The organism is Actinosynnema sp. NPDC049800, assembly GCF_040656635.1.
Lineage (GTDB): Bacteria > Actinomycetota > Actinomycetes > Mycobacteriales > Pseudonocardiaceae > Actinosynnema.
This window is the reverse complement of sequence record NZ_JBFAMT010000055.1, coordinates 33,666-55,494: the sequence shown is the minus strand read 5'-3', so window position 1 is coordinate 55,494 and position 21,829 is coordinate 33,666. Positions and strand designations below refer to the sequence as shown.

Genomic DNA, 21,829 nt, shown 5'->3' with positions numbered 1-21,829 from the left:
TGAACTCCACCCGGTGCCCCCCGTGATCCAACAACGGCGGTCAGGGTATCCGCGCTACCTGCGAGTTGCACCCGATCAAGCGACCGGTCAGACCAGCAGCGGCAGCATGGAGTGGCGGCGGCGGACGACCGCGCCGAAGCGGGCGTCGATGCGCAGCCACGCGTCGGTGGCGGTGATGCGGACGTCGTCGCCGCCCAGGAAACCCATGCCGGACAAGGCGAACAGGCACCGCATCGGCACCTTCACGTCCAGGCCCGAGCCGCTCACCGTGATCACGGTCTGGTCCAGCAGCGAGGCGGGCGGGGTGCCGCGCGGGCCCGCGTTCTCCCGGGCCACCTCGACGCCCTTCTCGGCCAGTTCCGACACGACGCTGCCGGGCAGCCGGTCGACCGGGAGCCAGCCCGCCACCGGCGGCAGCGCCGAGCGCCACATCATGTCGCGCGCCGGGCCGGGGTCGACGGTCTCGCTGCGCACCACGGCCAGCCCGGTGAGCAGGTCGGTGCCGGACACGGTGACGTCGCCCGGCGTGATCTGCCCGGCCACCGTGCGGGTGGCCAGGGTGTCGAACGGGGTCGCGACCCACGCGTCCACCAGGTCGCCGGACGGGCGGTTGCGCAGCCGCACGACCGCCTGGGCGTCCAGGCGGACGGCACGGGCGACGAACGCGCCGAGGTCGTCCCGCTCGGCGGGATCGGCGAGGACCAGCTCAGGCACCATTACCTCCGGCACGCCAGCCCGCGAGGAAATCGCGCTCGGCTTCGAGGAGACGGCGCGGGCGTCCGGCCGTCAGGTTGTACGGGACCATGAGGGTCTCGGCCGTCGTGACGACGGCGCTGCCCTCCTGGCGACCGCCGCGGACCGTGTAGTCCAACGTGAAGGACGCGGACTTCAATTCCCGCACGGACATCTCCACCACGATCTCGCCGCCGGTGAACACCACCGGCGCGAGGTAGTCCACCACGAGCCGGGCGACGACCATGCCGTGCGACATCTCCGGCACACCGTGCCGGGCGGCCTCGGTGAACAGCAGGTCGATGCGCGCCTCTTCCAGCAAGGTCACCGTGTTGGCGTGGTTGACGTGGCCGAAGGCGTCCATGTCCGACCAGCGCGGGCGCACGCCCGTGACGAACACACCCAAGTTGAACGCGCCTCCCGGTCTTCGATGCGTGGCAGTGACCTTATCCACGTGCTACGCCCAGGTTAAGCGCACGTCCAGGTCGAGGAATCGCCCCAGGTCGGCGACCTCGTCGGCGAGGTCGGGGCGCTCGTCGAACGGCCGCACCGTGACCAGCGCGCCGTCCCGCCGCCAGACAGCGACGACGCGGCCGTCCACGACGACGTGCGGGGTGAGGAAACCGCCGCCGGTCTGCACGAGCGGCGCGTGCTCGGGGGCGAGCGCCAGGGAGCGGTCGCGGTAGCCGAGCAGGTAGGGGTCGAAGTGACCGAGCACCCGGACCGCGCCGGCCGGTTCGGCCGGGTCGTCGGCCACCTCGGGCAGGTCCCCGAGCCGCCGCTTGGGCAGGCCGCTCCAGGCGGCGAAGTCGTCGGGCGTGGCCGGGCCGTAGGCACGCCGGTAGCGCCGCCACAGCTCGTCCACGCCGCGGGGTTCGCAGTCGACGCGCAGGAGGCGGTAGGTGTCGTCCAGACCTCGGCACAGCACGCCCGAGTGCGCGGCGAACGCCAGCAGGTGGGCGGGCGCCTGGGACTTCGGGTCGAGGGCGATGCCGACCTCGGCGAGGCGGCGCACGAGTTCGGCGCGTTCCAGCGGCTCGGTCAGGACTTCGCGGAGCGCGGGTAGCGCGCGCTCGCACAGTTCATCGGTGAGGCCGAGTTGCTCGCGGCGACGTCGTCCGGCGGCGATGAAGGTCGAGCCGAGGAGGTTCACGACCCACAGGTCGTCCTGGTGGAGCAGGTGGAGGGTGCCGCGCATGGCCCACGTGCGCACCAGAGGGCCGTCCAGGGACCTCACGCCCCGGGCGCGTGCCGCGAGCCGTGCCGCCGGGACGTCCTGGGCTTGGAGGGCGAAGATCGAGGTGAGGAGGTCCGCGGCGGTGGAGGCGGGGTGCGAGAGGCGTTGGGCCCGCATCCGTTGAGCGAGGATCCGCGGCGCGGGCACGGTCATCTGGGGCGGGCGCCCGTCGAGCCGCGCACGACCAGTTCCGGCTGGAACACGAACTCCGCGTGCGGCGCGGGCGTGCCGCCGATCTCCTCCAGCAACGCGTGCACGGCGGCCTGCCCCATCGCCTCGACCGGCTGGCGGATCGTGGTCAGCGGCGGGTCGGCGAACACGATCAGCGGCGAGTCGTCGAAGCCGACGACGGACACGTCGCGCGGCACGTCCAAGCCCCGGTGGCGGGCCGCGCGGATCGCGCCGAACGCCATCAGGTCGCTGCCGCACACGATCGCCGTGCAGCCGCGGTCCAGCAGGGCGTTGGCCGCGGCCTGGCCGCCCTCGACCGTGAACAGGGAGTGCTCGACCAGGTCGGAGGCCTGCGGGCGGACGAGCGTGAAGCCCTCGACCATGCGCAGCGCGGGGACGAACCGCGGCGGACCGACGGCCAGGCCGATCATCTCGTGCCCGAGTTCGACCAGGTGGGTGACGGCCAGCCGAACCGCGGCGCGGTTGTCCACCGAGACGAACGGCGCGGACACCTGGTCGGTGTAGCCGTTGATCATCACGAACGGCACGCCGCGACCGGCCAGCTTGACGTACCGGTCCTTGTCGGCGGTCGTGTCGGCGTGCAGGCCGGACACGAAGACGATCCCGGTCACGCCCCGGTCGACCAGCATCTCGGTCAGCTGGTCCTCGGTCGAGCCGCCGGGCGTCTGCGTGCACAGCACCGGCGTGTAGCCGTCGCGGGTCAGCACCTGCTCTATGACCTGCGCGAACGCCGGGAAGATCGGGTTGTTCAACTCAGGGGTGATCAACCCGATCAACCCGGCGCTGCGCTGGCGGAGCCTGGGCGGGCGCTCGTAGCCGAGCACGTCCATCGCGGCGACCACGGCCTGGCGGGTGGTGGCCGAGACCCCTGGCTTGCCGTTGACCACTCGGCTGACCGTCGCCTCGCTCACGCCTGCCTGGGTCGCGATGTCACTGAGCCGCGCTGTCACACCGGGTGACTCTACGGGCGCGAGAGCCACACGGTCGTGTCCGGCGGCACGAGGACGTCCGCGTCTTCGGTCGCGTGGCCACCCGAGGCGAGCAGCACCTCGCCGGCGGCGGGCAGACGTGCCACGTCAGGGCCGAAGTTGACCACGCAGGTGAAGGCGCCGCGGCGGAACGACAGCACGCCTTCGGGCGCGTCGAGCCACTCCACGTCCGTGCCCGCGCCGAGGTCCGGGTGCTCCCGTCGCACGCGCAGCGCGCTGCGGTACAGCTCCAGCACGGAGTTCGGGTCGCCGAGCTGGCTCGCCACGCTGAGGTCGGCCCACGCGGCGGGCTGCGGCAGCCACGAGCCGCCGTCGCCGAAGCCGAACGACGGGCCGTCCGCCGTCCACGGGATCGGCACGCGGCAGCCGTCACGGCCCCGGTCGGTGTGGCCGGACCGCTCCCACACCGGGTCCTGGAGGACGTCCTCGGGCAGGTCGAGCACCTCGGGCAGGCCCAGTTCCTCGCCCTGGTAGACGTACGCGCTGCCGGGGAGGGCGAGCATGAGCATCGCGGCGGCACGGGCGCGCGCCACGCTGCCGTACCGCGTCACGTGCCGCTGCACGTCGTGGTTGGACAGCACCCACGTCGTCGGCGCGGCGACCGGCCTCATCGCGGCCAGCGAGTCGTCGATGACCTGCTTGAGGTCGGCGGCGGTCCACTCGGCGGTCAGGTAGTGGAAGTTGAACGCCTGGTGCAGCTCGTCGGGGCGCAGGTAGCGGGCGGTGCGCTCGGGGCTCGGCGTCCACGCCTCGGCCACGCCGATCCGGTTGCCCGGGTAGGAGTCGAGCACCTTGCGCCAGTCGCGGTAGATCTCGTGGACGCCGTCCTGGTCGAAGAACGGCAGCGCCTCCGTGCCCAGCAGCTTGAGGTGACCGGGCGTGCCGACGTCGGGCAGGCCGTCGGCCTTGACCATGCCGTGCGCGACGTCGATGCGGAAGCCGTCCACGCCGAGGTCGAGCCAGAACCGCAGCACGTCGAGGAACTCGTCGCGCACCTCGGGCTGGTCCCAGTTCAGGTCCGGCTGCTCGGGCGCGAACAGGTGCAGGTACCACTGGCCGTCGGCGGTCCTGGTCCACGCGGGGCCGCCGAAGACCGATTCCCAGTCGTTGGGCGGCTGCTCCCCGTCGCGGCCGTCGCGGAAGTGGTAGCGCGCGCGTTCCGGGGAGCCCGGCGCCGAGGCGAGGGCCTGCCGGAACCACGCGTGCCGGTCGCTGGTGTGGTTCGGGACCAGGTCGACGATCACCCGGATGCCGAGCGCGTGCGCGTCCTCGACGAGGGCCTTGGCGTCGTCGTTGGTGCCGAACAGCGGGTCGACGGTCCGGTAGTCGGCGACGTCGTAGCCGCCGTCGGCCATCGGCGAGGAGTAGAACGGCGTGATCCAGACGGCGTCCACGCCGAGGTCGGCCAGGTAGGGCAGCCGGGAGCGGATGCCGGGGAGGTCACCGACGCCGTCGCCGTCCGAGTCGGCGAAGCTGCGCACGTAGACCTGGTAGATGACGGCATCGCGCCACCAGTCCTGCGTCATGGGGTGTCCTTCCGGATCGGTTCCGCCGGAGGGCAATGAAATACTTTGCAAGTGTTTTCAGCAAGTCTGGCAGCTGGTATGACCTAGAGCACATCCCTGCCAGCTAGGAGACATCGTGGTTTCCTCAAGTCGACGCGCCTTGGGCGCGATAGCCGTACTCCTGTTCAGCCTTTTGGCGGTTCCGCAAAGTTTTGCAACGCCGCCGTCCGCGAAGGACGTGACCGCGACCCTGTTCCAGTGGCCGTTCGCGCGGGTCGCCAGTGAGTGCACGAACGTGCTCGGGCCGAAGGGCTACGGGTTCGTGGAGGTCTCGCCGGCCACCGAGCACATCCAGGGCTCCCAGTGGTGGACCTCGTACCAGCCGGTCAGCTACCGCATCGCCGGGCGGCTGGGTGACGAGGCCGCGTTCCGGAACATGGTGAACACCTGCCACGCGGCGGGCGTGAAGGTCATCGCGGACGCGGTGATCAACCACATGAGCGCGGGCTCCGGCACGGGCACCGGCGGCTCGTCGTACACGAAGTACAACTACCCCGGCATCTACAGCGACCCGGACTTCCACTCCTGCCGGTCGCACATCAGCGACTACCGCAACCGCGAGAACGTGCAGAACTGCGAGCTCGTCGGGCTGTCGGACCTGAACACGGGCAGCGACTACGTGCGCGGGAAGATCGCGTCGTACCTGAACTCGCTGATCGCGATGGGCGTCGACGGGTTCCGGATCGACGCGGCCAAGCACATGCCTGCGGCCGACCTGGCCGCGATCAAGTCGCGGCTGAGCAACCCGGGCGTCTTCTGGGTGCACGAGGTGATCTACGGCGCCGGCGAGGCCGTGCAGCCCGGCGAGTACACCGGGTCGGGCGACGTGGACGAGTTCCGGTACGCCTACGACCTCAAGCGGATCTTCAACAACGAGAACCTGGCGTACCTGAGCACGTTCGGGCAGTCGTGGGGCTACCTGGCGAGCGGTCAGGCGCGGTCGTTCGTGGACAACTGGGACACCGAGCGCAACGGGTCGACGTTGACCTACAAGGACGGGTCCACCTACACGCTGGCGAACGTGTTCATGCTGGCGTGGCCCTACGGTTCGCCGAACGTGTACTCGGGCTACGAGTTCGCCAACCACGACGCCGGGCCGCCGTCCGGGTCGGAGTGCTACACGTCCGGGTGGAAGTGCCAGCACCGGTGGACGCAGATCGCGTCGATGGTGCAGTTCCGCAACACCGTGGCCGGGACGTCGGTCGTGAACTGGTGGGACAACGGCGGCGACGCCATCGCGTTCGGGCGGGGCAACAAGGGCTTCGTCGCGATCAACCGGGAGTCGTCGGCGATGACGCGGACGTTCCAGACCTCGCTGCCCGCCGGGTCGTACTGCAACGTGCAGCAGGAGGGGTGCGTCGCGGTCGCGGTGGGGTCGAACGGCCAGTTCACCGCGACGTTGGGCGCGGGTGAGGCGCTGGCCCTGCACGTAGGCGCGACCGGCGTGGGCAACCCGCCGGCCGGGACGACGTCGTTCGCGGTGAACGCCACGACGTCGTTGGGGCAGAACATCTTCGTGGTCGGCGACCACCCGTCGCTGGGCGCGTGGAACCCGGCCGCGGCGGTGGCGCTGTCGTCGGCGACCTACCCGACGTGGCGGGGGTCGGTGTCGCTGCCGGCGGGGACGTCGTTCCAGTACAAGTACGTCCGGAAGGACGGCGGTGGCGCGGTGACGTGGGAGAGCGGGGCGAACCGGACCGCCACGTCGCCGGTGACGTTGTCGGACACCTGGCGGAACTAGCGCCGCGACCCTGGCCGGGGGCGTGCTTCGCGGGCGTCCCCCGCCAGGGTTCAGGCGACGCGCGTGGTGGTGATCAGGCCGTCTTCCAGGGCGCGTTGGTAGAGCTCGACGGTGGTGCCCGCGGCGCGGCCTGCGGCCCGGTACTTGCCGCGGATGCGCTCCAGGTAGGTCTTCACCGTGCCCTCCGAGACGCCCAGCGACCGCGCGACCGCGCGACGGGTGCGGCCCTTCGCGATCCCCAGCAGCACCTCGACCTCGCGGTGGGACAGCAGCGGCCGCCGGACCGGTCGGGCCAGCAGGGCGTCCTGGGCCAGGTGACGGGTGAGGTAGTGCTCGCCGACGGCCACCGCCACCACCGCCTCCAGCAGGTCCGACAGCGGAGCGCGCTTGGAGACGTAGCCCCTCGCGCCCGCGTCCAGGGCGGCGCGGACGGACGTCGGCGACTCGTCGGCGCTGTGCACGATCACCCGGACGCCGAGACCGCACAGGGCGCCGACCTCGGTGGTGCGGTGCAGCAGCACCACCGGCGGCGGAGGGGTCGGCAGGTCGACGACCGACCGCACGGCCGCGACAACCCTGATCCGCCGGGTGGGCTGGTGCTCCAGCCAGAGCGCCGCCCCGTCGCGGTACATGGAGTGGTCGTCGACCAGCCCCAACTCGATCGGCCCGGAGCCGTCCGGCATGCTCTCCTCCACCACCGTCGCTGTCACCCCTGTTCGACGCACGAGAACGCCCGTGGTTGTGCCCGTCGAACGGCGGACACGCCGCGCGGGCCGAACCGGCGACTGTGCGCGACCGGCGTTCGCACGCACCCTCGGTCCCACCTACGGACCAAGGGGAGAACATGCGAAGACTCGGGAACGCTTTAGCGGTCGCACTCGTCGCGGCGACGGTCGCCCTCGCCGAAGGCACCGCGAGCGCCGACACCGGACCGGTGCGCGGCGCCGGCTACGTGTGGGCGGACAACCCGGCCGCGGCGGCGTACACGCCGGCGCCGGGCTACCAGATGAACACCACGGGCATCACGACGCGGAACACGATCACCAGGATCAGCGCGGGCCGGTACTCGGTGCGGTTCACCGGGTTGGGCGTCCTCGGCGGGGTCGCGCACGCCACCGCGTACGGCGCCGGCACGCACACGTGCAAGGTCGAGGGCTGGTCGCCCTCCGGCGACGACCAGAACGTCGTGGTCCGCTGCTTCACGCTCGCCGGCGTGCCGGTCGACTCCCGGTTCACCGCGAGCTTCACCAGCAACAAGTACTGGCACGGCTGGGAGTACGGCCGCACCTACCCGGGCGCCTACCTCTACCACGGCGACCCGACCAGCCCGAACACCACGCCGTCGACGCTGTACCAGTACAACTCCGCGGGCGGCGTCAACACGGTCTCCCGCGTCGGCGTCGGCACCTACTCGGCGTTCCTGCCCGGCATCGGCCACGCCGTGACGGGCGGGCACGCCCTGGTGACCGCGTACGGCTCGGCGGCCGAGCGGTGCAAGGTGGTCAACTTCGGCTGGACGTCGCCGTCCACCACGATCAAGGTCAACGTCCGGTGCTTCACGGCCGCGGGCGCGCCGGCGGACTCCCGGTTCGTGCTGACCTTCACCGACCGCACCAACACGCTCGGCCTGGACGGCTGCTGCAACCCGAACGGCCACCAGTCCGGGTACGCGCTCGCCAACGACCCCACCGCGGCTTCCTACTCACCGAGCGCGTCCTACCAGCACGAGGTGCCGCCGGGCGGCGCGACCGCGGCCCGTTCGGCGACGGGCAACTACACGATGCGGTTCACCCACGCCGACCTGACGACGGGCACCGTGCACGTGGCCGCCACCGGCTGGACCGCGGAGTTCTGCAAGATCGCCTACTGGAACCCGACCAGCGGCATCAACGTCCGCTGCTACGACACCGCGGGCGCACCCGCGGACACGCCGTACGACCTCGACTACACCGGCCCCTGGCTCCTGGGCTGAGACCGCCGGTCGGGCGCCTTTGGGGGCGCCCGACCGGCGGCACGTCAGCGGATCATGCTGCGGACCTGGCGGGCCGCCACCGAGAGGGTCGCCAGGTCGAGCTTGCTGACCCGGTTGATCTCGGCGAGGGCGGCGCGGGCGCGGCTCAGGCGGGAGGAGTTGGCCTGTTCCCAGGTCGCGATCTTCTCCTCCGGGGTGTCGCCCGGATCGGCCGAGCGCAGCACGTCGATCGTGATCGCGCGCAGCGACGAGTAGAAGTCGTCGCGCAACGCCAGGCGTGCCAGCGAGTGCCAGCGGTTGAGGCGTTCCAGGTTCGACACCGAGCTGAGCATCCGGTCGACGTCCAGGTGGTCCGACAGCGCGAAGTAGACCTCGGCCGTCTCCTGGTGCGTGCGCTCCTGGCCGGTCGCGCCCTCGCCCTCCTCGCGCTCGGCGAGTTCGGCGACCTCGGTGACGTCCAGCAGCCCGTAGGTGAACAGCAGTCCGGCGACCCGACGGGCCAGCCCGACCGGCACGCCCTGGCCGACCAGGCGTTCGACGTGCTCGATCACGGATTCCTTCTCGTGACCTTGGAGCAGGTCGATGGCGCGCGGGGCCAAGGAGCCGACCACCGGGGCGAAGCGGCTGATCGTGGAGCCGACCGCCAGCGGCTGGGGGCGGTTGGTGAGCAGCCAGCGCGACGCGCGGTCCAGCAGGCGGCGCGTTTCCAGCACCATGTCGTCCTGGACGTCCGTCGGCACGACGTTGTCCAGGGCGCGGATCTCCTGCCAGATCGACGGCAGGTCGTAGATCGCGGTCACCACGGTGTACGCGCGCACGGCGTCCGTGGCTGAGGCGCTGATCTCCTCCGCCAGGCGGAACGCGTACGACACACCGCCGCCGTCGACGACCTCGTTGACCAGGACGGTCGAGATGATCTCGCGCGACAGCGGGTGGTTGCCGATGGCGTCGGCGAACCGCTCCCGCAGCTCGCTCGGGAAGTAGTCGGGCAGCCGGCGGGCCAGCACGTCGATCGTCGGCAGGTCGCCGGCCAGCACCTCCTCCTTCAACGCCAGCTTCACGTGCGCGAGCAGCGTGGCCAGCTCCGGCGAGGTGAGGCCGTCGCCCGCCTTCTCCAGCGCCTTGAACTCGGCGGCGCTCGGCAGCGCTTCGAGCGTGCGGTCGAGGACGCCCCGCTGTTCGAGGTCGGCGACCAGGCGCGCGTGCACCGAGAGCATCGGCGCGGCGTGGGCGCGGGAGACGCCGAGCACGGCGTTCTGCGAGTAGTTGTCGGCCAGGACCAGCTCGCCGACCTCGTCGGTCATCTGGCCCAGCAGCTCGTTGCGCCGGTCCTGGTCGAGCTTGCCGTCGCGGACCAGTTCGTCCAGCAGGATCTTGATGTTGACCTCGTGGTCGGAGCAGTCGACACCGGCCGAGTTGTCCAGCGCGTCGGTATTGACCTTGCCGCCGTTGCGGGCGAACTCGATGCGGCCGCGCTGGGTCAGACCGAGGTTGCCGCCCTCGCCGACGACCTTGACGCGCAGGTCGGAGCCGTTGACGCGGATCGCGTCGTTGGCCTTGTCGCCGACCTCGGCGTGCGACTCCGCGCCCGCCTTGACGTAGGTGCCGATGCCGCCGTTCCAGAGCAGGTCGACGGGCGCGAGCAGGATCGCCTTCATCAGCTCCTGCGGCGACAGCTTGACCACGCCCTCGGGCAGGCCCAGGGCTTCGCGGGCCTGCTCGGAGACCGGGATCGACTTGGCCGTGCGCGGCCAGACGCCGCCGCCGGCGCTGATCAGGGAGCGGTCGTAGTCGTCCCACGAGGAGCGGGGCAGTTCGAACAGCCGCTTGCGCTCGGCGTAGCCGCTCGCCGCGGTGGGGTCCGGGTCGATGAAGATGTGCCGGTGGTCGAACGCGGCCACCAGGCGGATGTGCTCGGAGAGCAGCATGCCGTTGCCGAACACGTCACCGGACATGTCGCCGACGCCGACGACGGTGAACTCCTCGGTCTGCGTGTCGGTGCCCAGCTCGCGGAAGTGGCGCTTCACGCTCTCCCACGCGCCCTTGGCGGTGATGCCCATGGCCTTGTGGTCGTAGCCGACGGAACCGCCGGACGCGAACGCGTCACCCAGCCAGAAGCCGTAGGACTTGGAGACCTCGTTGGCGATGTCGGAGAACGACGCCGTGCCCTTGTCCGCCGCGACCACCAGGTACGTGTCGTCGCCGTCGTGCCGGACGACCTGCGGCGCGGGCAGGACCGTGCCCGAGTTGAGGTTGTCGGTCAGGTCGAGCAGGCCGGAGATGAACTGGCGGTAGCAGGCAATGCCCTCGGCCAGCAGCTGCTCGCGGTCCTGGCCCGGGTCGCCGGTGGGCGCCGGCGGCCTCTTCAGCACGAAGCCGCCCTTCGCGCCGACCGGCACGATCACGGCGTTCTTCACGGCCTGCGCCTTGACCAGGCCCAGGATCTCGGTGCGGAAGTCCTCACGCCGGTCGGACCAGCGCAGACCGCCGCGGGCCACCGGGCCGAAGCGCAGGTGCACGCCTTCCAGGCGGGGCGAGTACACGAAGATCTCGAACCGCGGCCGCGGTTGCGGCAGGTCCGGGATCGCGCGCGGGTTCAGCTTGACCGCCAGGTACGGGCGCGGGTTGCCGTCGACGTCGCGGACGAAGTAGTTCGTGCGCAGCGTGGCCTGCACCAGCGTGAGCAGGCTGCGCAGGATGCGGTCCGCGTCCAGGCTGGTCACGTTGTCGATCATCTCGGTGATCTCGTCGACCAGGTGGTCCGTGCGGCCGGAGCGCTGTTCGTCGGACAGGGCGGGGTCGAACCGGGCCTCGAACAGCCGCACCAGGGCCGTGGCGACCTCGGTGTGGCCCAGGACGGCGTCCTCGATGTAGTCCTGGCTGTACGGGGTGCCGGCCTGGCGCAGGTACTTGGCGTAGGCGCGCAGCATCGCGGCCTGCTGCCACGTGACGCCCGCCTTGAGCACGAGCGTGTTGAAGCCGTCCACCTCGGCCTCGCCGCGCCAGGCGGCGGCGAACGCGTCCTGGAAGCGGGTGCGGATCGACTCGAAGTCCTCGCCGGACAGCTTGTCCAGGGTGACCTGGTCGATGCGCAGGCCGAAGTCGTAGATCCAGCACTCCACGCCGTCGTCGCGGACCAGCTCGTACGGGCGCTCGTCCACCACGACCACGCCCATGCGCTGCAACATCGGCAGCACGTCCGACAGCGTCAACCGGGCGCCGACGAGGAACAGCTTGAACCGCCGCTCACCCGGCTCGGCGTCGCGCGGCGTGTAGAACGCCAGGTCCAGGTCGCCGCGCTTGAGGGCCTCGATGCGCCGGAAGTCCGCCAGGCCCTCGGCCGCGGTGAAGTCCTCCTTGTAGGCCTCGGGGAACGCCGCGGCGATCCGCTGGCCCCGCTCGGACGACGATTCCGCGCCCAGGCCCGTGCCGTGGTCCTCCATGACCGCCTCGACCATGCGGTCGTCCCACAGGCGCACGGCCTCGGCCAGCAGCTGCTGGATGTGGGCGGTGTCCGGCTCGACGTGGCGGCTCGGGTCGGTGTGCACGGTGAAGTGCACGCGGGCCAGCGCCGACTCGCCGACGCGTGCGCTGTACTCCAGGTTCACGCCGCCGAGCTGGTCGATCAGCACTTCCTGCATGGCCAGCCGCGACGTCGTGGTGTAGCGGTCGCGCGGCAGGTAGACCAGGCAGGAGTAGAAGCGGCCGTACGGGTCGCGGCGCAGGAACAGGCGCAGCCGGCGGCGTTCGGCGAGCGCGATCACGCCCGTGACGGTCTGGTAGAGCGTGTCCGTGTCGACCGAGAACAGCTCGGTGCGCGGGTAGTTCTGGATCACCTCGAGCATCCGCTGGCCCGAGTAGGAGTGCAGCGGGAAGCCGGCGCGGTGGATGACGTCGCGGACCCGGCGTTCGATGGCCGGGATGTCCAGCACGTCCTCGTGCAGGGCCGTGGTGGAGAAGACGCCGAGGAACCGGTGCTCGCCGGACACGTTGCCGTCGGCGTCGAAGGTCTTCACGCCGACGTAGTAGGGGTACACCGACCGGTGCACGCTCGACTGCGCGCTGGCCTGCGTCAGGACCAGCAGTTCCGGTGACAGTGCCTGGGCGCCCGCGTCCGGGCCCGCCGTCAGGCTGCGCGCCGCGAGGCTGTCCTGTCTGAGCACGCCGAGACCGCTCGCCAGGACCGCCCGGAGCGCGGGTTCGCCGTCCGTGGCCGGGTCGTCGCGGACCAGCTCGTACTGGCGGTAGCCGAGGAACGTGAAGTGGTCGTCGGCGAGCCAGCGCAGCAGGTTCGCGCCGTCCTGCACCTCGTGGCTGGGCAGCGGCGGCGGTTCGGACTCCAGCAGCTCGGCCAGGTGCCCCGCCATGCCGGCCATCTTGTCGGTGTCCTCGACGACCTCGCGGACGTCGTTGAGCACGGTGTGCAGCTTGGTTTCCAGCTCACGCGCCCGGTCCGGGTCGGTGAGCAGGTCGACCTCGACGTACATCCACGACTCGGCCAGCGCGTCGCCCGGCGGGTCGGCCGGGTCCGCGGTCGGCAGGACCTCCTGGAGCGCTCCCGTCACCAGGTCACGGCGCACCACGACGATCGGGTGCACCACCCGTTGGACCTGCACGCCGCCGCGGGTCAGCTCGGAGGCCACCGAGTCGACCAGGTACGGCATGTCGTCGGTGACCACCTGCACCACCGTGGCCGGACAGGTCCAGCCGTCGTGCGCGCGGGTGGGGTTGAGGATCCGCACCACCGGACGGCCCGGGACCCGGGTCTCGGCCAGCTGGTAGTTCGAGCGCACCGCGCCCACCAGGTCGACCGGGTCGTCGTCGTTGACTTCCTCGGCGGGGACGTGGCGGTAGTACAGGCGGATCAGGTCGGCGAGCTCGGGGGCGTTGGCGGCGGCACGTTCGATCAATTCGTCACGGGCCTGTTCGGGACTGGCCGGGCGAGCCGCGCCGACGTCGCGGGCGGTGGGCTCGGATCGGGACGGGGCTCCAGTCGAGGTCATGTTCAGGCGACTCCACGCTATCCGGTACCTCTGTGTACCGGGTGTGCGCACCACTTAACCAGACGGGCGCGAAGCCGATCGCCGCAACCCTCGCACTGAATCGAACAACTTGCCTGGAAAGTCGGGAATTCACTTGTGACGTGGCCTATTTCCCGCTTTGTTACCGGCGGGAAACCTTATTAGAACCTCAAATCATTTCACGATTCGGGAAGAGTCCACGTGTCGAACCGGCGCGGTGGGTCGATGCGCTGGATCGGGGCGGTGGTCTCGTTCTCGGATGGCGGTGGCGGCGTCCCGACCGGTGAGATCGGCACGGTGTCCTCGTCGACCTCGGCGCGGCCCGCGGCTTCGTCCTCGCGTCGGGCGTCCTCGTAGGCGACGAGGGCCTCGGCGAGGAGTTCGGCCAGGCTCAGGTCGCTCTTGTGGCGGCGTGAGGCGCGGGTGGCGCTGGGTGAGCCGGGGGCGGGCGGTGTCGGTTCGACGACGATGGCCGGCAGGTCGATCGTCTTGCCGCCGACCACGACGGCGGTGACGAAGGGGTCCTTCGGCGTTTCCCCACCGGTCGCGGTTTCCTCACCGGTCGCTTCACCGGTCACCTCGACTGGTGCTCCGCCGGTCACCTCGACTGTCGCTTCACCGGTCACCCCGACCGGCGCTTCGCTGGGTGCGTGCGCGGGTGCGTCGTCGTGCTCGATGTCGGCCGCGCCCAGGAACCCGGTCGGGCTGAACTCCGCCGGCGGAGTCGTCGGCGTCGGTGGTGTCGTCGGTGTCGTCGGCGGCGTGTCAGGGGACGGGTCGGTCGGCACCGGGTCGGGCACCGGGACCGGCGGCACCTGGTCGGGCTCGGGCACCCCGGGCACCTGGTCCGGCTCGGGCTGCGGCACCGGCTGTGGCTCGGGCTGCGGCTCAGGTCGCGGCTCTCGTTGCGGCGAGGGCTGGGGCTCGGGTCGCCGCGCGGGCTGTGGCACGGACTGCGGCTCGGATTGCGGCATGGGCCGCAGGTCGGGTTCCGGCATGGGCCGTGGTTCGGGTTGCGGTGCGGGCACCGACAGGTCCTCGGCAGGCGAATCCACGTCCGTCGAGGGGAAGATCGGCGGCACCTCGTCCGCCTTCACGGCCTGCTCCGGCACCGACGACGACATGGCGAAGTCGGGCACGGGCGGCAGCGGGTAGTCCGGTGGGTCGGGCACCCGGGCGGTGGGGATGAGCGGCCCCTTGACGAAGGCCGCGCCAAGCCCGACCGGCGGCACGTCGTCGCGCACGGCGGGCTGGACCATCGTCGGTGAGTCGAACATGTCCACGGGCGACGGCGCCTCACCACGCAGCCGCGGCGGCGGTTCCACGCGCCACTGCACCTGCTCGGGTTCAGCCTGTCGCGAGGGCTCGGGCTCGGAAACGGCGGCCTCCTCATCTGTGTCGCGAGCGCGCCGCCGACCACCGGCGCGCTGCGGGTCGAGCAGCCCAGCGGCCTTCAGCGCGTCCAGCACACTGGGGTCGGCGTCCCCGGAAGACCGCTCCCCCTCATCCTGAGCAGCCTCCCGCGCCGCCCGCCTACGACCACTACGCACAGCACCAGCCGCCGCGATCAACCCAGCCGCCGGCACACTCCGCTCGCCACCACCCTCGTGCCCAGCCGCCGGAGCAGCATCGGCACCGCTCCCACCGGCCCCGACCTCGCCGACACCAAGCGCGCCAGGGCCGGCCTCGCCAATACCGGTCTCGGTGGAACCGGCCTCGATGGCACCGCTCTCGCCAGAGCCAGCCTTGCCGACACCGCTCTCACCAACCTCGGGCTGCGCACCAACCTCGGGCTGCACGATGCCGAACCCACCCCCACCAAGCCCAGCACCACCGACCGGCCGCCGAACAGCGGACTCACCGGCCTCCACGCCGCTCACGCGGCCTCCAGCCGACGCGGCCGCAGCCGCCGCAGCACCACCAAGCCCCACACCACCAGTTCCGACAACCCCAAGTCCCGCATCGCCAGTTGCCGCACCGCCAGCCCTCGAACCGCCAACCCCGACACCGCCGGCCCCGACATTGCGGGCCCCGACATTGCCGATCCCTGAACCGCCGATCCCGAAACCGCCGCCCTCCGAGCCGGAGGTCTTCGCCTCACCCGTCCCTGCGCCGCCCTCGTGCCTCACCTCACCAGCACTTGCACCACCCGGGCTCGTGGCCGACGCGGTGCTGTGTGCGCCGCTACCAGCAACCCTTGGCTCGCCGGTCACTTCGTCCTGGGCGTGAACGCCCGCCGACGCGGTGCCGAACCCGGCACCGCCCGAGGTCGCCTCGCCGGTCACTGCGCCGGTTACCGCGTCGGTCACTGCGCCGACTGCGTGGTGCGCGGCCGATCCGATGCCATGCGCGGCAGCGCCAGTCCTTGGCTCGCCCGTTCCTGGGGCGTGCGGGTGGATGCCGGCCGGCGGCACATCAGCGGAGGTGGCGGAAACCGTGCCCGTCCCGGTTGCGTGGATGCCGGATGGTGGGTTGCCGATAGCGCCGGTGGGCGTGGCGGCAGTGTGCGTGGTGGCTGTGTTCGTGGCGGCAGTATGCGTCGCGGCGGGCGGTCCGGCGGTGCGCGCGGGAGTGGCGGCCGGCGTGTTGGTCGACGTGGCGGGGTGTCCAGGGTTGGGCGCCGTGCCCGTACCGGTGGTCGCTCCTGAGCCGGCGGTGTGGGTGCCGGCGGCGTGAACGCCGGGGATCGGGGTGCCGGAGGGTGGTGTGTGGGTGGGCTTGGCCTCGCCGCTTCTGGCGTGTTCCGGGCGGCCTTGGGCGGTCGGTGGTGGGGTTTCCGGTTCCGGTGCTCGGCGGCGGCCTCCCGGTTGGGCCGTGTCGTCTTCCACGTCGCCGAACGGTTGGACCAGGCGCCAGCGGTCGGCGGCGTGGGCCCTTGCGGCGGAGAGGCCTTCCACAGTCATGTCTTCGGCCGCACGGCGGGAGCGCTTGACCCGGATTCCCTCGTTGCGGTGCATTTGGACCGGACGCCACTGGCGGAGTTGTTGCTTGGCCTCGGGGGCGAGGTCGGGGTCGGTGGTGGGTGGCGTCACCACCGAGGTTCCCGTGCGGAGCAGGGCGGCCAGTTCGTCGTGCAGGCCGCCCGCCGGCCGGCGGTGGACGCCGGAGAACTCGGCGGCCAGCCTGGCCCGCACGGCGTAGACCGCTCTGGCACGCCGGCGTTCGGCGGCGTGGGCGGAGCGGAGGTTGGCCAGTGCTTCGGTCAGGTCGCCGGCCACCTCGTGCACGTGTGCCAGCGCCAGGAGGCTTTCCGCCAGCAGGGTGTCCAACTGGTGGCGCTCGGCGCTGTCGGCCGCGTCACGCAGCAGGTCGCGGGCCTGGTCGACGCGACCGGCGGGCAGGTGGACCCTGGTGGCCAGGGCCAGCCGGAGCCAGCCGGTGGTGGAGGCGGACGGTGCCCGCACCGGGCGTTCCAGGAGCGGGGTGCCGATCTCGGAGGCCTCGCCCGGCTTGTTCAGGTCCATCAGGGCGCAGACGAGCTCCACCGTCAGCCTGCCCCGGACCTGGCCGTTGTCGGACTCCGACTCCTTGAGCCGGTCCAGCACGGCCAGGCCGTCACGAGCCGACGCGACCGCCGCCTGCAGGTCGCCCCAACGGCGGTGCTGCCCCGCGGCGGACGCGCGGAGCAGGCCCCGGTGCAGCAGGGTCGTGTCGTGGTCCAGCAGCGGATCCGCCTGGTAGAGGCGGTCCGCTTCGTCCAACGCCTGGGCCAGCGCCGCGCCCCGGCCGACCGAGACCAGGCACTCACTGGCCTGGACGAGGGCAGTGGCCCGCAGGCCTGGCGGGACGTCGTCGGCTTCCAGCACCGGCCGGACGGCGGCGAACCCCGTGAGGGGCGCGCCGACCGACCTGGCGCTGTCGGCCAGCTCGACCCGCAGGCGCCAGGCCGTCTCCCGCTCGGACGCGGCCTCGGCCGCCTTGAGGGCGTCCAACGCCCGGTCCGCGATGCGGACGCCCCGGCCCATGCGGTTGCTCGCGAAGACCACCAGGGCCTCCGCGCGCAACCGGTCGACCTCGTCACGGCGGGCGGAGGCGAGCGCGACGGCGCGCTCGCCCAGCACCAGAGCAAGCTCCGGTGCCCGCCAACGCAGCCGCCAGGCGGGCACGACCAGCGTGCTCACCTCGACGTCCGCCTGCGCTTCGCCCCTCGCCGCCACGATGTAGGTACCCGGCCCTCAGTCCCGCGTGAGCTTGCGGTAGGTGACGCGGTGCGGCCTCGCCGCCTCCGCGCCGAGGCGCTCGATCTTGTTCTTCTCGTAGCCCTCGAAGTTGCCCTCGAACCAGTACCACTTCGACGGGTTCTCCGCCGTGCCCTCCCACGCCAGGATGTGCGTGGCGACGCGGTCGAGGAACCACCGGTCGTGCGAGATGACCACGGCGCAACCGGGGAACTGCTCCAGGGCGTTCTCCAGCGAGCCGAGCGTCTCGACGTCCAGGTCGTTCGTCGGCTCGTCCAGCAGGATCAGGTTGCCGCCCTCCTTGAGGGTCAGCGCCAGGTTGAGCCGGTTGCGCTCACCACCGGAGAGCACGCCCGCCGGCTTCTGCTGGTCCGGGCCCTTGAAGCCGAACGCGCTGACGTACGCCCGCGACGGCATCTCGACGTTGCCGACGTGGATGTAGTCCAGGCCGTCGGAGACGACCTCCCACACGTTCTTCTTCGGGTCGATGCCGCCGCGGTTCTGGTCGACGTAGGACAGCTTGACCGTCTCGCCGATCTTGACCGTGCCCGAGTCGGGCTCCTCCAGCCCCACGATGGTCTTGAACAGCGTCGTCTTGCCGACGCCGTTCGGACCGATGACGCCGACGATGCCGTTGCGCGGCAGGCTGAACGACAGGCCGTCGATCAGCACCCGGTCGCCGAAGCCCTTCTTCAGCTTGTCGACCTCGACCACGACGCTGCCCAGGCGCGGGCCCGGCGGGATCTGGATCTCCTCGAAGTCGAGCTTGCGGGTCTTCTCCGCCTCCGCGGCCATCTCCTCGTAGCGGCCGAGGCGGGCCTTGGACTTGGCCTGCCGGGCCTTGGCGCCCGACCGGACCCACTCCAGCTCGTCCTTCAGCCGCTTCTGCAGCTTCTGGTCCTTCTTGCCGGAGACCGCGAGCCGCTCGGCCTTCTTCTCCAGGTAGGTGGAGTAGTTGCCCTCGTACGGGTGGGCCCGGCCGCGGTCGAGCTCCAGGATCCACTCGGCGAGGTTGTCCAGGAAGTACCGGTCGTGCGTGACGGCCAGGACCGCGCCCGCGTACTGCGCCAGGTGCTGCTCCAGCCACAGGACGCTCTCCGCGTCCAGGTGGTTGGTGGGCTCGTCGAGCAGCAGCAGGTCCGGCTTGCTCAGCAGCAGCTTGCAGAGGGCGACCCGGCGGCGCTCGCCACCGGAGAGGGTCTTGACGTCCGCGTCGGGCGGCGGGCAGCGCAGGGCGTCCATCGCCTGCTCCAGCTGGGAGTCGAGGTCCCACGCGTTCGCGTGGTCCAGGTCTTCCTGGAGCTGACCCATCTCCTCCATCAGCTCGTCGGAGTAGTCGACGGCCATCTTCTCGGCGATCTCGTTGTAGCGGTCGAGCTTCACCTTGATCTCGCCGAGGCCCTCCTGGACGTTGCCCAGGACGGTCTTCTCCTCGTTGAGAGGCGGCTCTTGCTGGAGGATGCCGACCGTGTAGCCCGGCGCGAGGAAGGCCTCGCCGTTGCCCGGTGTGTCCAGGCCGGCCATGATCTTCAGCACGCTCGACTTACCGGCGCCGTTGGGACCGACAACGCCGATCTTCGCACCGGGGAGGAACATGATGGTGACGTCATCCAGGATGACTTTGTCCCCGTGCGCCTTGCGCACCTTCTTCATGGTGTAGACGTACTCGGCCATGCCCGCGATCGTAGAGCGGTGCCGATCGGGCCCGAACCTCGGACGCCGGCAACGGACGTGGGCACAACGCAGAGTTAACGCGAACGTGGGTCACCCACAGTCGTAACACGACCGCCGGGCCGGCCTGGCGCGACCCTGCGACCAGCGACTCCGACCCGATGCGCGAACTCGGTGCGCTGTCAACCCCCGGTGCCTGCGTGCGGACCCGGCCCTGGCGCCGGCCCGACGACCTCCCTCCTCCACGCTCGCAACGGCGACGACTGCCCGCGCATTCTCCGCCCCGAACGGCCCGACGGAAGCCCTTGTAGCTCGTTTGGCTCAGAACGGCACTTCGGCCACCTCCTTCGGACGCTCCGCCTCGCCCGTCAGGACCAGCGGCAACTCCGCCGGTGCGCGGGGCGCGGCGATCTCGGGCGCCGCCCGCGCCTCGACCGCGTCCGCCGCGAGCCGGGTGCGCGTCGCCGTGGCCGTGCACAGCGCCAGGTTGGGCCCGATCGCGGTGGCCTCGATCTCCACCACCGACCTGGTCCTGCCCTCGAACTCGACCTCCCTGATCGTCAACCGGCCGGTGACCACCACCGGGTCGCCCTTGTTCAACGACGCCTGCGCGTTGTCGGCGAGCATCCGCCAGCACGACACCGACAGGAACATCCGCGCGCCGTCCTCCCAGGCGCGTTGCTCCTGGTCCCAGACGCGCTCCGCGGTGAACAGCCGGAACTTCGCCCGGCTGAAACCGGGGCCGACCTTGGTGTGGCTGACCGGGCTGGCGACGTTGCCGCAGATGGTGACCCGGGTCTCGTTGTAGGCCATCTCGTGCTCCTCCTGGTTGATCGCTTGCGACCAGGTTGCCGGTGGTGGAGGCGGGTGGCGAGCGGCGGTTCCGGAGCTGTGGACAACTGACTGAAGCATGCATAACTAAATGAGTGAGCGCTCACTCGTTGACATGAGTGAGGACTCACTCATAAGCTCGCACCATGCCCGAGGAGACCACCCAACGCCGTCGGCGCGCGCCCGCGATGAGCCCCGAGGACCGCCGCGAGGCGATCGTCGCCGCCACGGTCCCGCTGCTGTTCACGCACGGCGCCAACGTGACGACCAGCCAGGTCGCCAAGGCCGCCGGCATCGCGGAGGGCACCGTCTTCCGGGCGTTCAAGGACAAGCAGGAGCTCATCCGCACGTGCGTGCAGAGCGTCATGGCGGCCGACTCCGAACTGGACCTGATCGAGCAGGCGAGCCAAGCGGACACCCTCGCCGAGCGCCTGTCCTGGGCCATCAGCGCCGTCTCCGGCTACCTGGACCGGATGTGGAAGCTGATGAGCGTGCTCCGCGACTCGGGCTACGACCCGCACGACGGGCACGACAAGCAGCGCGAGCACAAGGGACCGCCGGTCGAGATGCAGCGCATCACCGAGCACGTCGCCTCGCTGTTCGGCCCGGACGACGACCTGCGCGTCGACCCGTCCCTGGCCGCACGGCTGCTGCTCGGGCTCGTGTTCACCAACCGCATGCACGGCGAGGGCTTCGGCGACTCCACCGCCGACGCCGACCAGCTCGTCGAACTGTTCCTGCACGGCGTGCTGAGGGGGAAGCAGTGAAGGACCTGATGATCGAGGCCGTCGACGTCGGCAAGGCGTTCGGCGCGCAGAAGGCCCTGGACGGGGTGAGCGTCGCCGTGCCCAAGGGCACCGTGCTCGGACTGCTGGGCCACAACGGCGCCGGCAAGACGACGCTGGTCAACGTGCTCACCACGATGCTCCCGCCGGACTCCGGTCACGCGAGCGTGGCCGGGTTCGACGTGGTCGCGCGGGCCCACCAGGTGCGCAGCCGGATCGGGCTGACCGGCCAGTTCGCCGCCGTGGACGAGCAGCTGTCCGGCCTGGACAACCTGGTCCTGATCGCCCGCCTGCTCGGCGCGACCACGCGCGAGGCCAGGGCCAGGGGCGAGGAGCTGCTGGAGCTGTTCGGGCTGGCCGACGCGGCGAAGCGGCCGTCCCGCACCTACTCGGGCGGCATGCGTCGACGCCTCGACCTGGCCGCGAGCCTCGTCGGCCACCCCGAAGTGATCTTCCTGGACGAGCCGACCACCGGCCTGGACCCGGCCAGCAGGCTCGGCCTGTGGGAAATCGTCGAGGGCCTGGTCACCGACGGCACCACGGTCCTGCTCACCACCCAGTACCTGGACGAGGCCGACCGCCTGGCCGACTCGATCACGGTGCTCTCGCAGGGCAAGGTCGTCGCCGCGGGCACCAGCGCCGAGTTGAAGGCCCAGGTCGGCCAACGCACGGTCACCGTGACCCTGGCGGACGCCTCGGACGTCGCCAAGGCCACCGGAGCCCTGGAACGGGCCGGTATGCAGCCCGTGGCGGCGCAGAACACGCTGACCGCGCCCGTCACGTCGTCCCGCGAGATCGCCAAGGTGGTCCGCGCGCTGGACGAGGTCGGCCTGGAGGCCACCGAACTGGCCCTCGGCGAGCCGACTCTCGACGACGTCTACCTCACCCTCGCGCAGCACGCGGCCTGAACAGGAG

At 71.3% G+C, this 21,829-nt stretch carries 14 protein-coding genes; 4 read left to right on the top strand and 10 right to left on the bottom strand.

What is annotated here, in order from left to right:
• Positions 1-87 precede the first annotated feature (87 nt).
• Genes AB0I91_RS37170 through AB0I91_RS37150 form a run of 5 tightly spaced genes read right to left on the bottom strand, consistent with a single transcriptional unit; the run spans position 88 to position 4,676 of the window.
• A complete protein-coding gene (locus AB0I91_RS37170) occupies positions 88-714 on the bottom strand; it encodes a DUF8010 domain-containing protein (protein WP_498786100.1) in 627 nt (208 codons plus the stop codon).
• Positions 707-1,138: an acyl-CoA thioesterase gene (locus AB0I91_RS37165; RefSeq protein WP_498786102.1), complete on the bottom strand. Its 432-nt coding sequence runs from the start codon at positions 1,136-1,138 to the stop codon at positions 707-709. The genes AB0I91_RS37170 and AB0I91_RS37165 overlap by 8 nt, the downstream gene beginning before the upstream one ends.
• Positions 1,139-1,189: 51 nt before the next feature.
• Positions 1,190-2,086, bottom strand: a complete 897-nt coding sequence (locus AB0I91_RS37160; protein WP_498786104.1) for a DNA glycosylase AlkZ-like family protein — start codon at positions 2,084-2,086, stop codon at positions 1,190-1,192.
• Between the two features lie 32 nt (positions 2,087-2,118).
• Complete coding sequence (locus AB0I91_RS37155; protein WP_499641040.1) at positions 2,119-3,111, bottom strand: LacI family DNA-binding transcriptional regulator; 993 nt, start codon at positions 3,109-3,111, stop codon at positions 2,119-2,121.
• Positions 3,112-3,122: 11 nt separating this feature from the next.
• The gene (locus AB0I91_RS37150) at positions 3,123-4,676 is read right to left on the bottom strand and encodes a glycoside hydrolase family 13 protein (RefSeq protein ID WP_498786108.1); all 1,554 of its coding nucleotides are present in this window, start codon (positions 4,674-4,676) and stop codon (positions 3,123-3,125) included.
• A gap of 217 nt (positions 4,677-4,893) precedes the next feature.
• Between AB0I91_RS37150 and AB0I91_RS37145 the strand changes: the two genes are divergently transcribed.
• Positions 4,894-6,456, top strand: coding sequence for a carbohydrate-binding module family 20 domain-containing protein (locus AB0I91_RS37145; protein ID WP_498786110.1), 1,563 nt, complete (start codon positions 4,894-4,896; stop codon positions 6,454-6,456).
• Between the two features lie 50 nt (positions 6,457-6,506).
• Here the strand turns inward: AB0I91_RS37145 and AB0I91_RS37140 are convergent, their stop codons facing one another.
• Positions 6,507-7,166: a response regulator transcription factor gene (locus AB0I91_RS37140; RefSeq protein ID WP_498786112.1), complete on the bottom strand. Its 660-nt coding sequence runs from the start codon at positions 7,164-7,166 to the stop codon at positions 6,507-6,509.
• A 134-nt stretch (positions 7,167-7,300) separates the two neighbouring features.
• Between AB0I91_RS37140 and AB0I91_RS37135 the strand changes: the two genes are divergently transcribed.
• Positions 7,301-8,428 carry a hypothetical protein gene (locus tag AB0I91_RS37135; RefSeq protein ID WP_499641038.1) on the top strand — a complete coding sequence of 376 codons (1,128 nt, stop codon included), beginning with the start codon at positions 7,301-7,303 and terminating at the stop codon, positions 8,426-8,428.
• A 44-nt stretch (positions 8,429-8,472) separates the two neighbouring features.
• Here the strand turns inward: AB0I91_RS37135 and AB0I91_RS37130 are convergent, their stop codons facing one another.
• The 4 genes from AB0I91_RS37130 to AB0I91_RS37115 form a co-directional block, all read right to left on the bottom strand.
• Positions 8,473-13,431 (bottom strand): NAD-glutamate dehydrogenase, encoded by a 4,959-nt coding sequence (locus tag AB0I91_RS37130; protein ID WP_498786116.1) that lies wholly within the window; start codon positions 13,429-13,431, stop codon positions 8,473-8,475.
• Between the two features lie 197 nt (positions 13,432-13,628).
• Positions 13,629-17,570, bottom strand: a complete 3,942-nt coding sequence (locus tag AB0I91_RS37125; RefSeq protein WP_499641036.1) for a hypothetical protein — start codon at positions 17,568-17,570, stop codon at positions 13,629-13,631.
• A gap of 54 nt (positions 17,571-17,624) precedes the next feature.
• Positions 17,625-19,301, bottom strand: a complete 1,677-nt coding sequence (gene ettA / locus AB0I91_RS37120; RefSeq protein ID WP_498786120.1) for an energy-dependent translational throttle protein EttA — start codon at positions 19,299-19,301, stop codon at positions 17,625-17,627.
• A gap of 318 nt (positions 19,302-19,619) precedes the next feature.
• Positions 19,620-20,111, bottom strand: coding sequence for a single-stranded DNA-binding protein (locus tag AB0I91_RS37115; RefSeq protein WP_499618487.1), 492 nt, complete (start codon positions 20,109-20,111; stop codon positions 19,620-19,622).
• A gap of 164 nt (positions 20,112-20,275) precedes the next feature.
• Here AB0I91_RS37115 and AB0I91_RS37110 point away from each other — a divergent pair, with 164 nt between their 5' ends.
• Positions 20,276-20,896, top strand: coding sequence for a TetR/AcrR family transcriptional regulator (locus AB0I91_RS37110; RefSeq protein WP_498786124.1), 621 nt, complete (start codon positions 20,276-20,278; stop codon positions 20,894-20,896).
• Positions 20,893-21,822 (top strand): ATP-binding cassette domain-containing protein, encoded by a 930-nt coding sequence (locus tag AB0I91_RS37105; RefSeq protein ID WP_499641034.1) that lies wholly within the window; start codon positions 20,893-20,895, stop codon positions 21,820-21,822. Before AB0I91_RS37110 ends, AB0I91_RS37105 begins: the two co-directional genes overlap by 4 nt.
• Positions 21,823-21,829 lie beyond the last annotated feature (7 nt).

What these genes read in the sequence shown, in the direction of transcription:
- AB0I91_RS37115 (WP_499618487.1), bottom strand. Translation starts at nt 20,111, where the DNA reads ATGGCCTACAACGAGACCCGGGTCACCATCTGCGGCAACGTCGCCAGC.
- ettA (WP_498786120.1), bottom strand. Translation starts at nt 19,301, where the DNA reads ATGGCCGAGTACGTCTACACCATGAAGAAGGTGCGCAAGGCGCACGGG.
- AB0I91_RS37130 (WP_498786116.1), bottom strand. Translation starts at nt 13,431, where the DNA reads ATGACCTCGACTGGAGCCCCGTCCCGATCCGAGCCCACCGCCCGCGAC.
- AB0I91_RS37160 (WP_498786104.1), bottom strand. Translation starts at nt 2,086, where the DNA reads ATGCGGGCCCAACGCCTCTCGCACCCCGCCTCCACCGCCGCGGACCTC.
- AB0I91_RS37135 (WP_499641038.1), top strand. Translation starts at nt 7,301, where the DNA reads ATGCGAAGACTCGGGAACGCTTTAGCGGTCGCACTCGTCGCGGCGACG.
- AB0I91_RS37110 (WP_498786124.1), top strand. Translation starts at nt 20,276, where the DNA reads ATGCCCGAGGAGACCACCCAACGCCGTCGGCGCGCGCCCGCGATGAGC.
- AB0I91_RS37150 (WP_498786108.1), bottom strand. Translation starts at nt 4,676, where the DNA reads ATGACGCAGGACTGGTGGCGCGATGCCGTCATCTACCAGGTCTACGTG.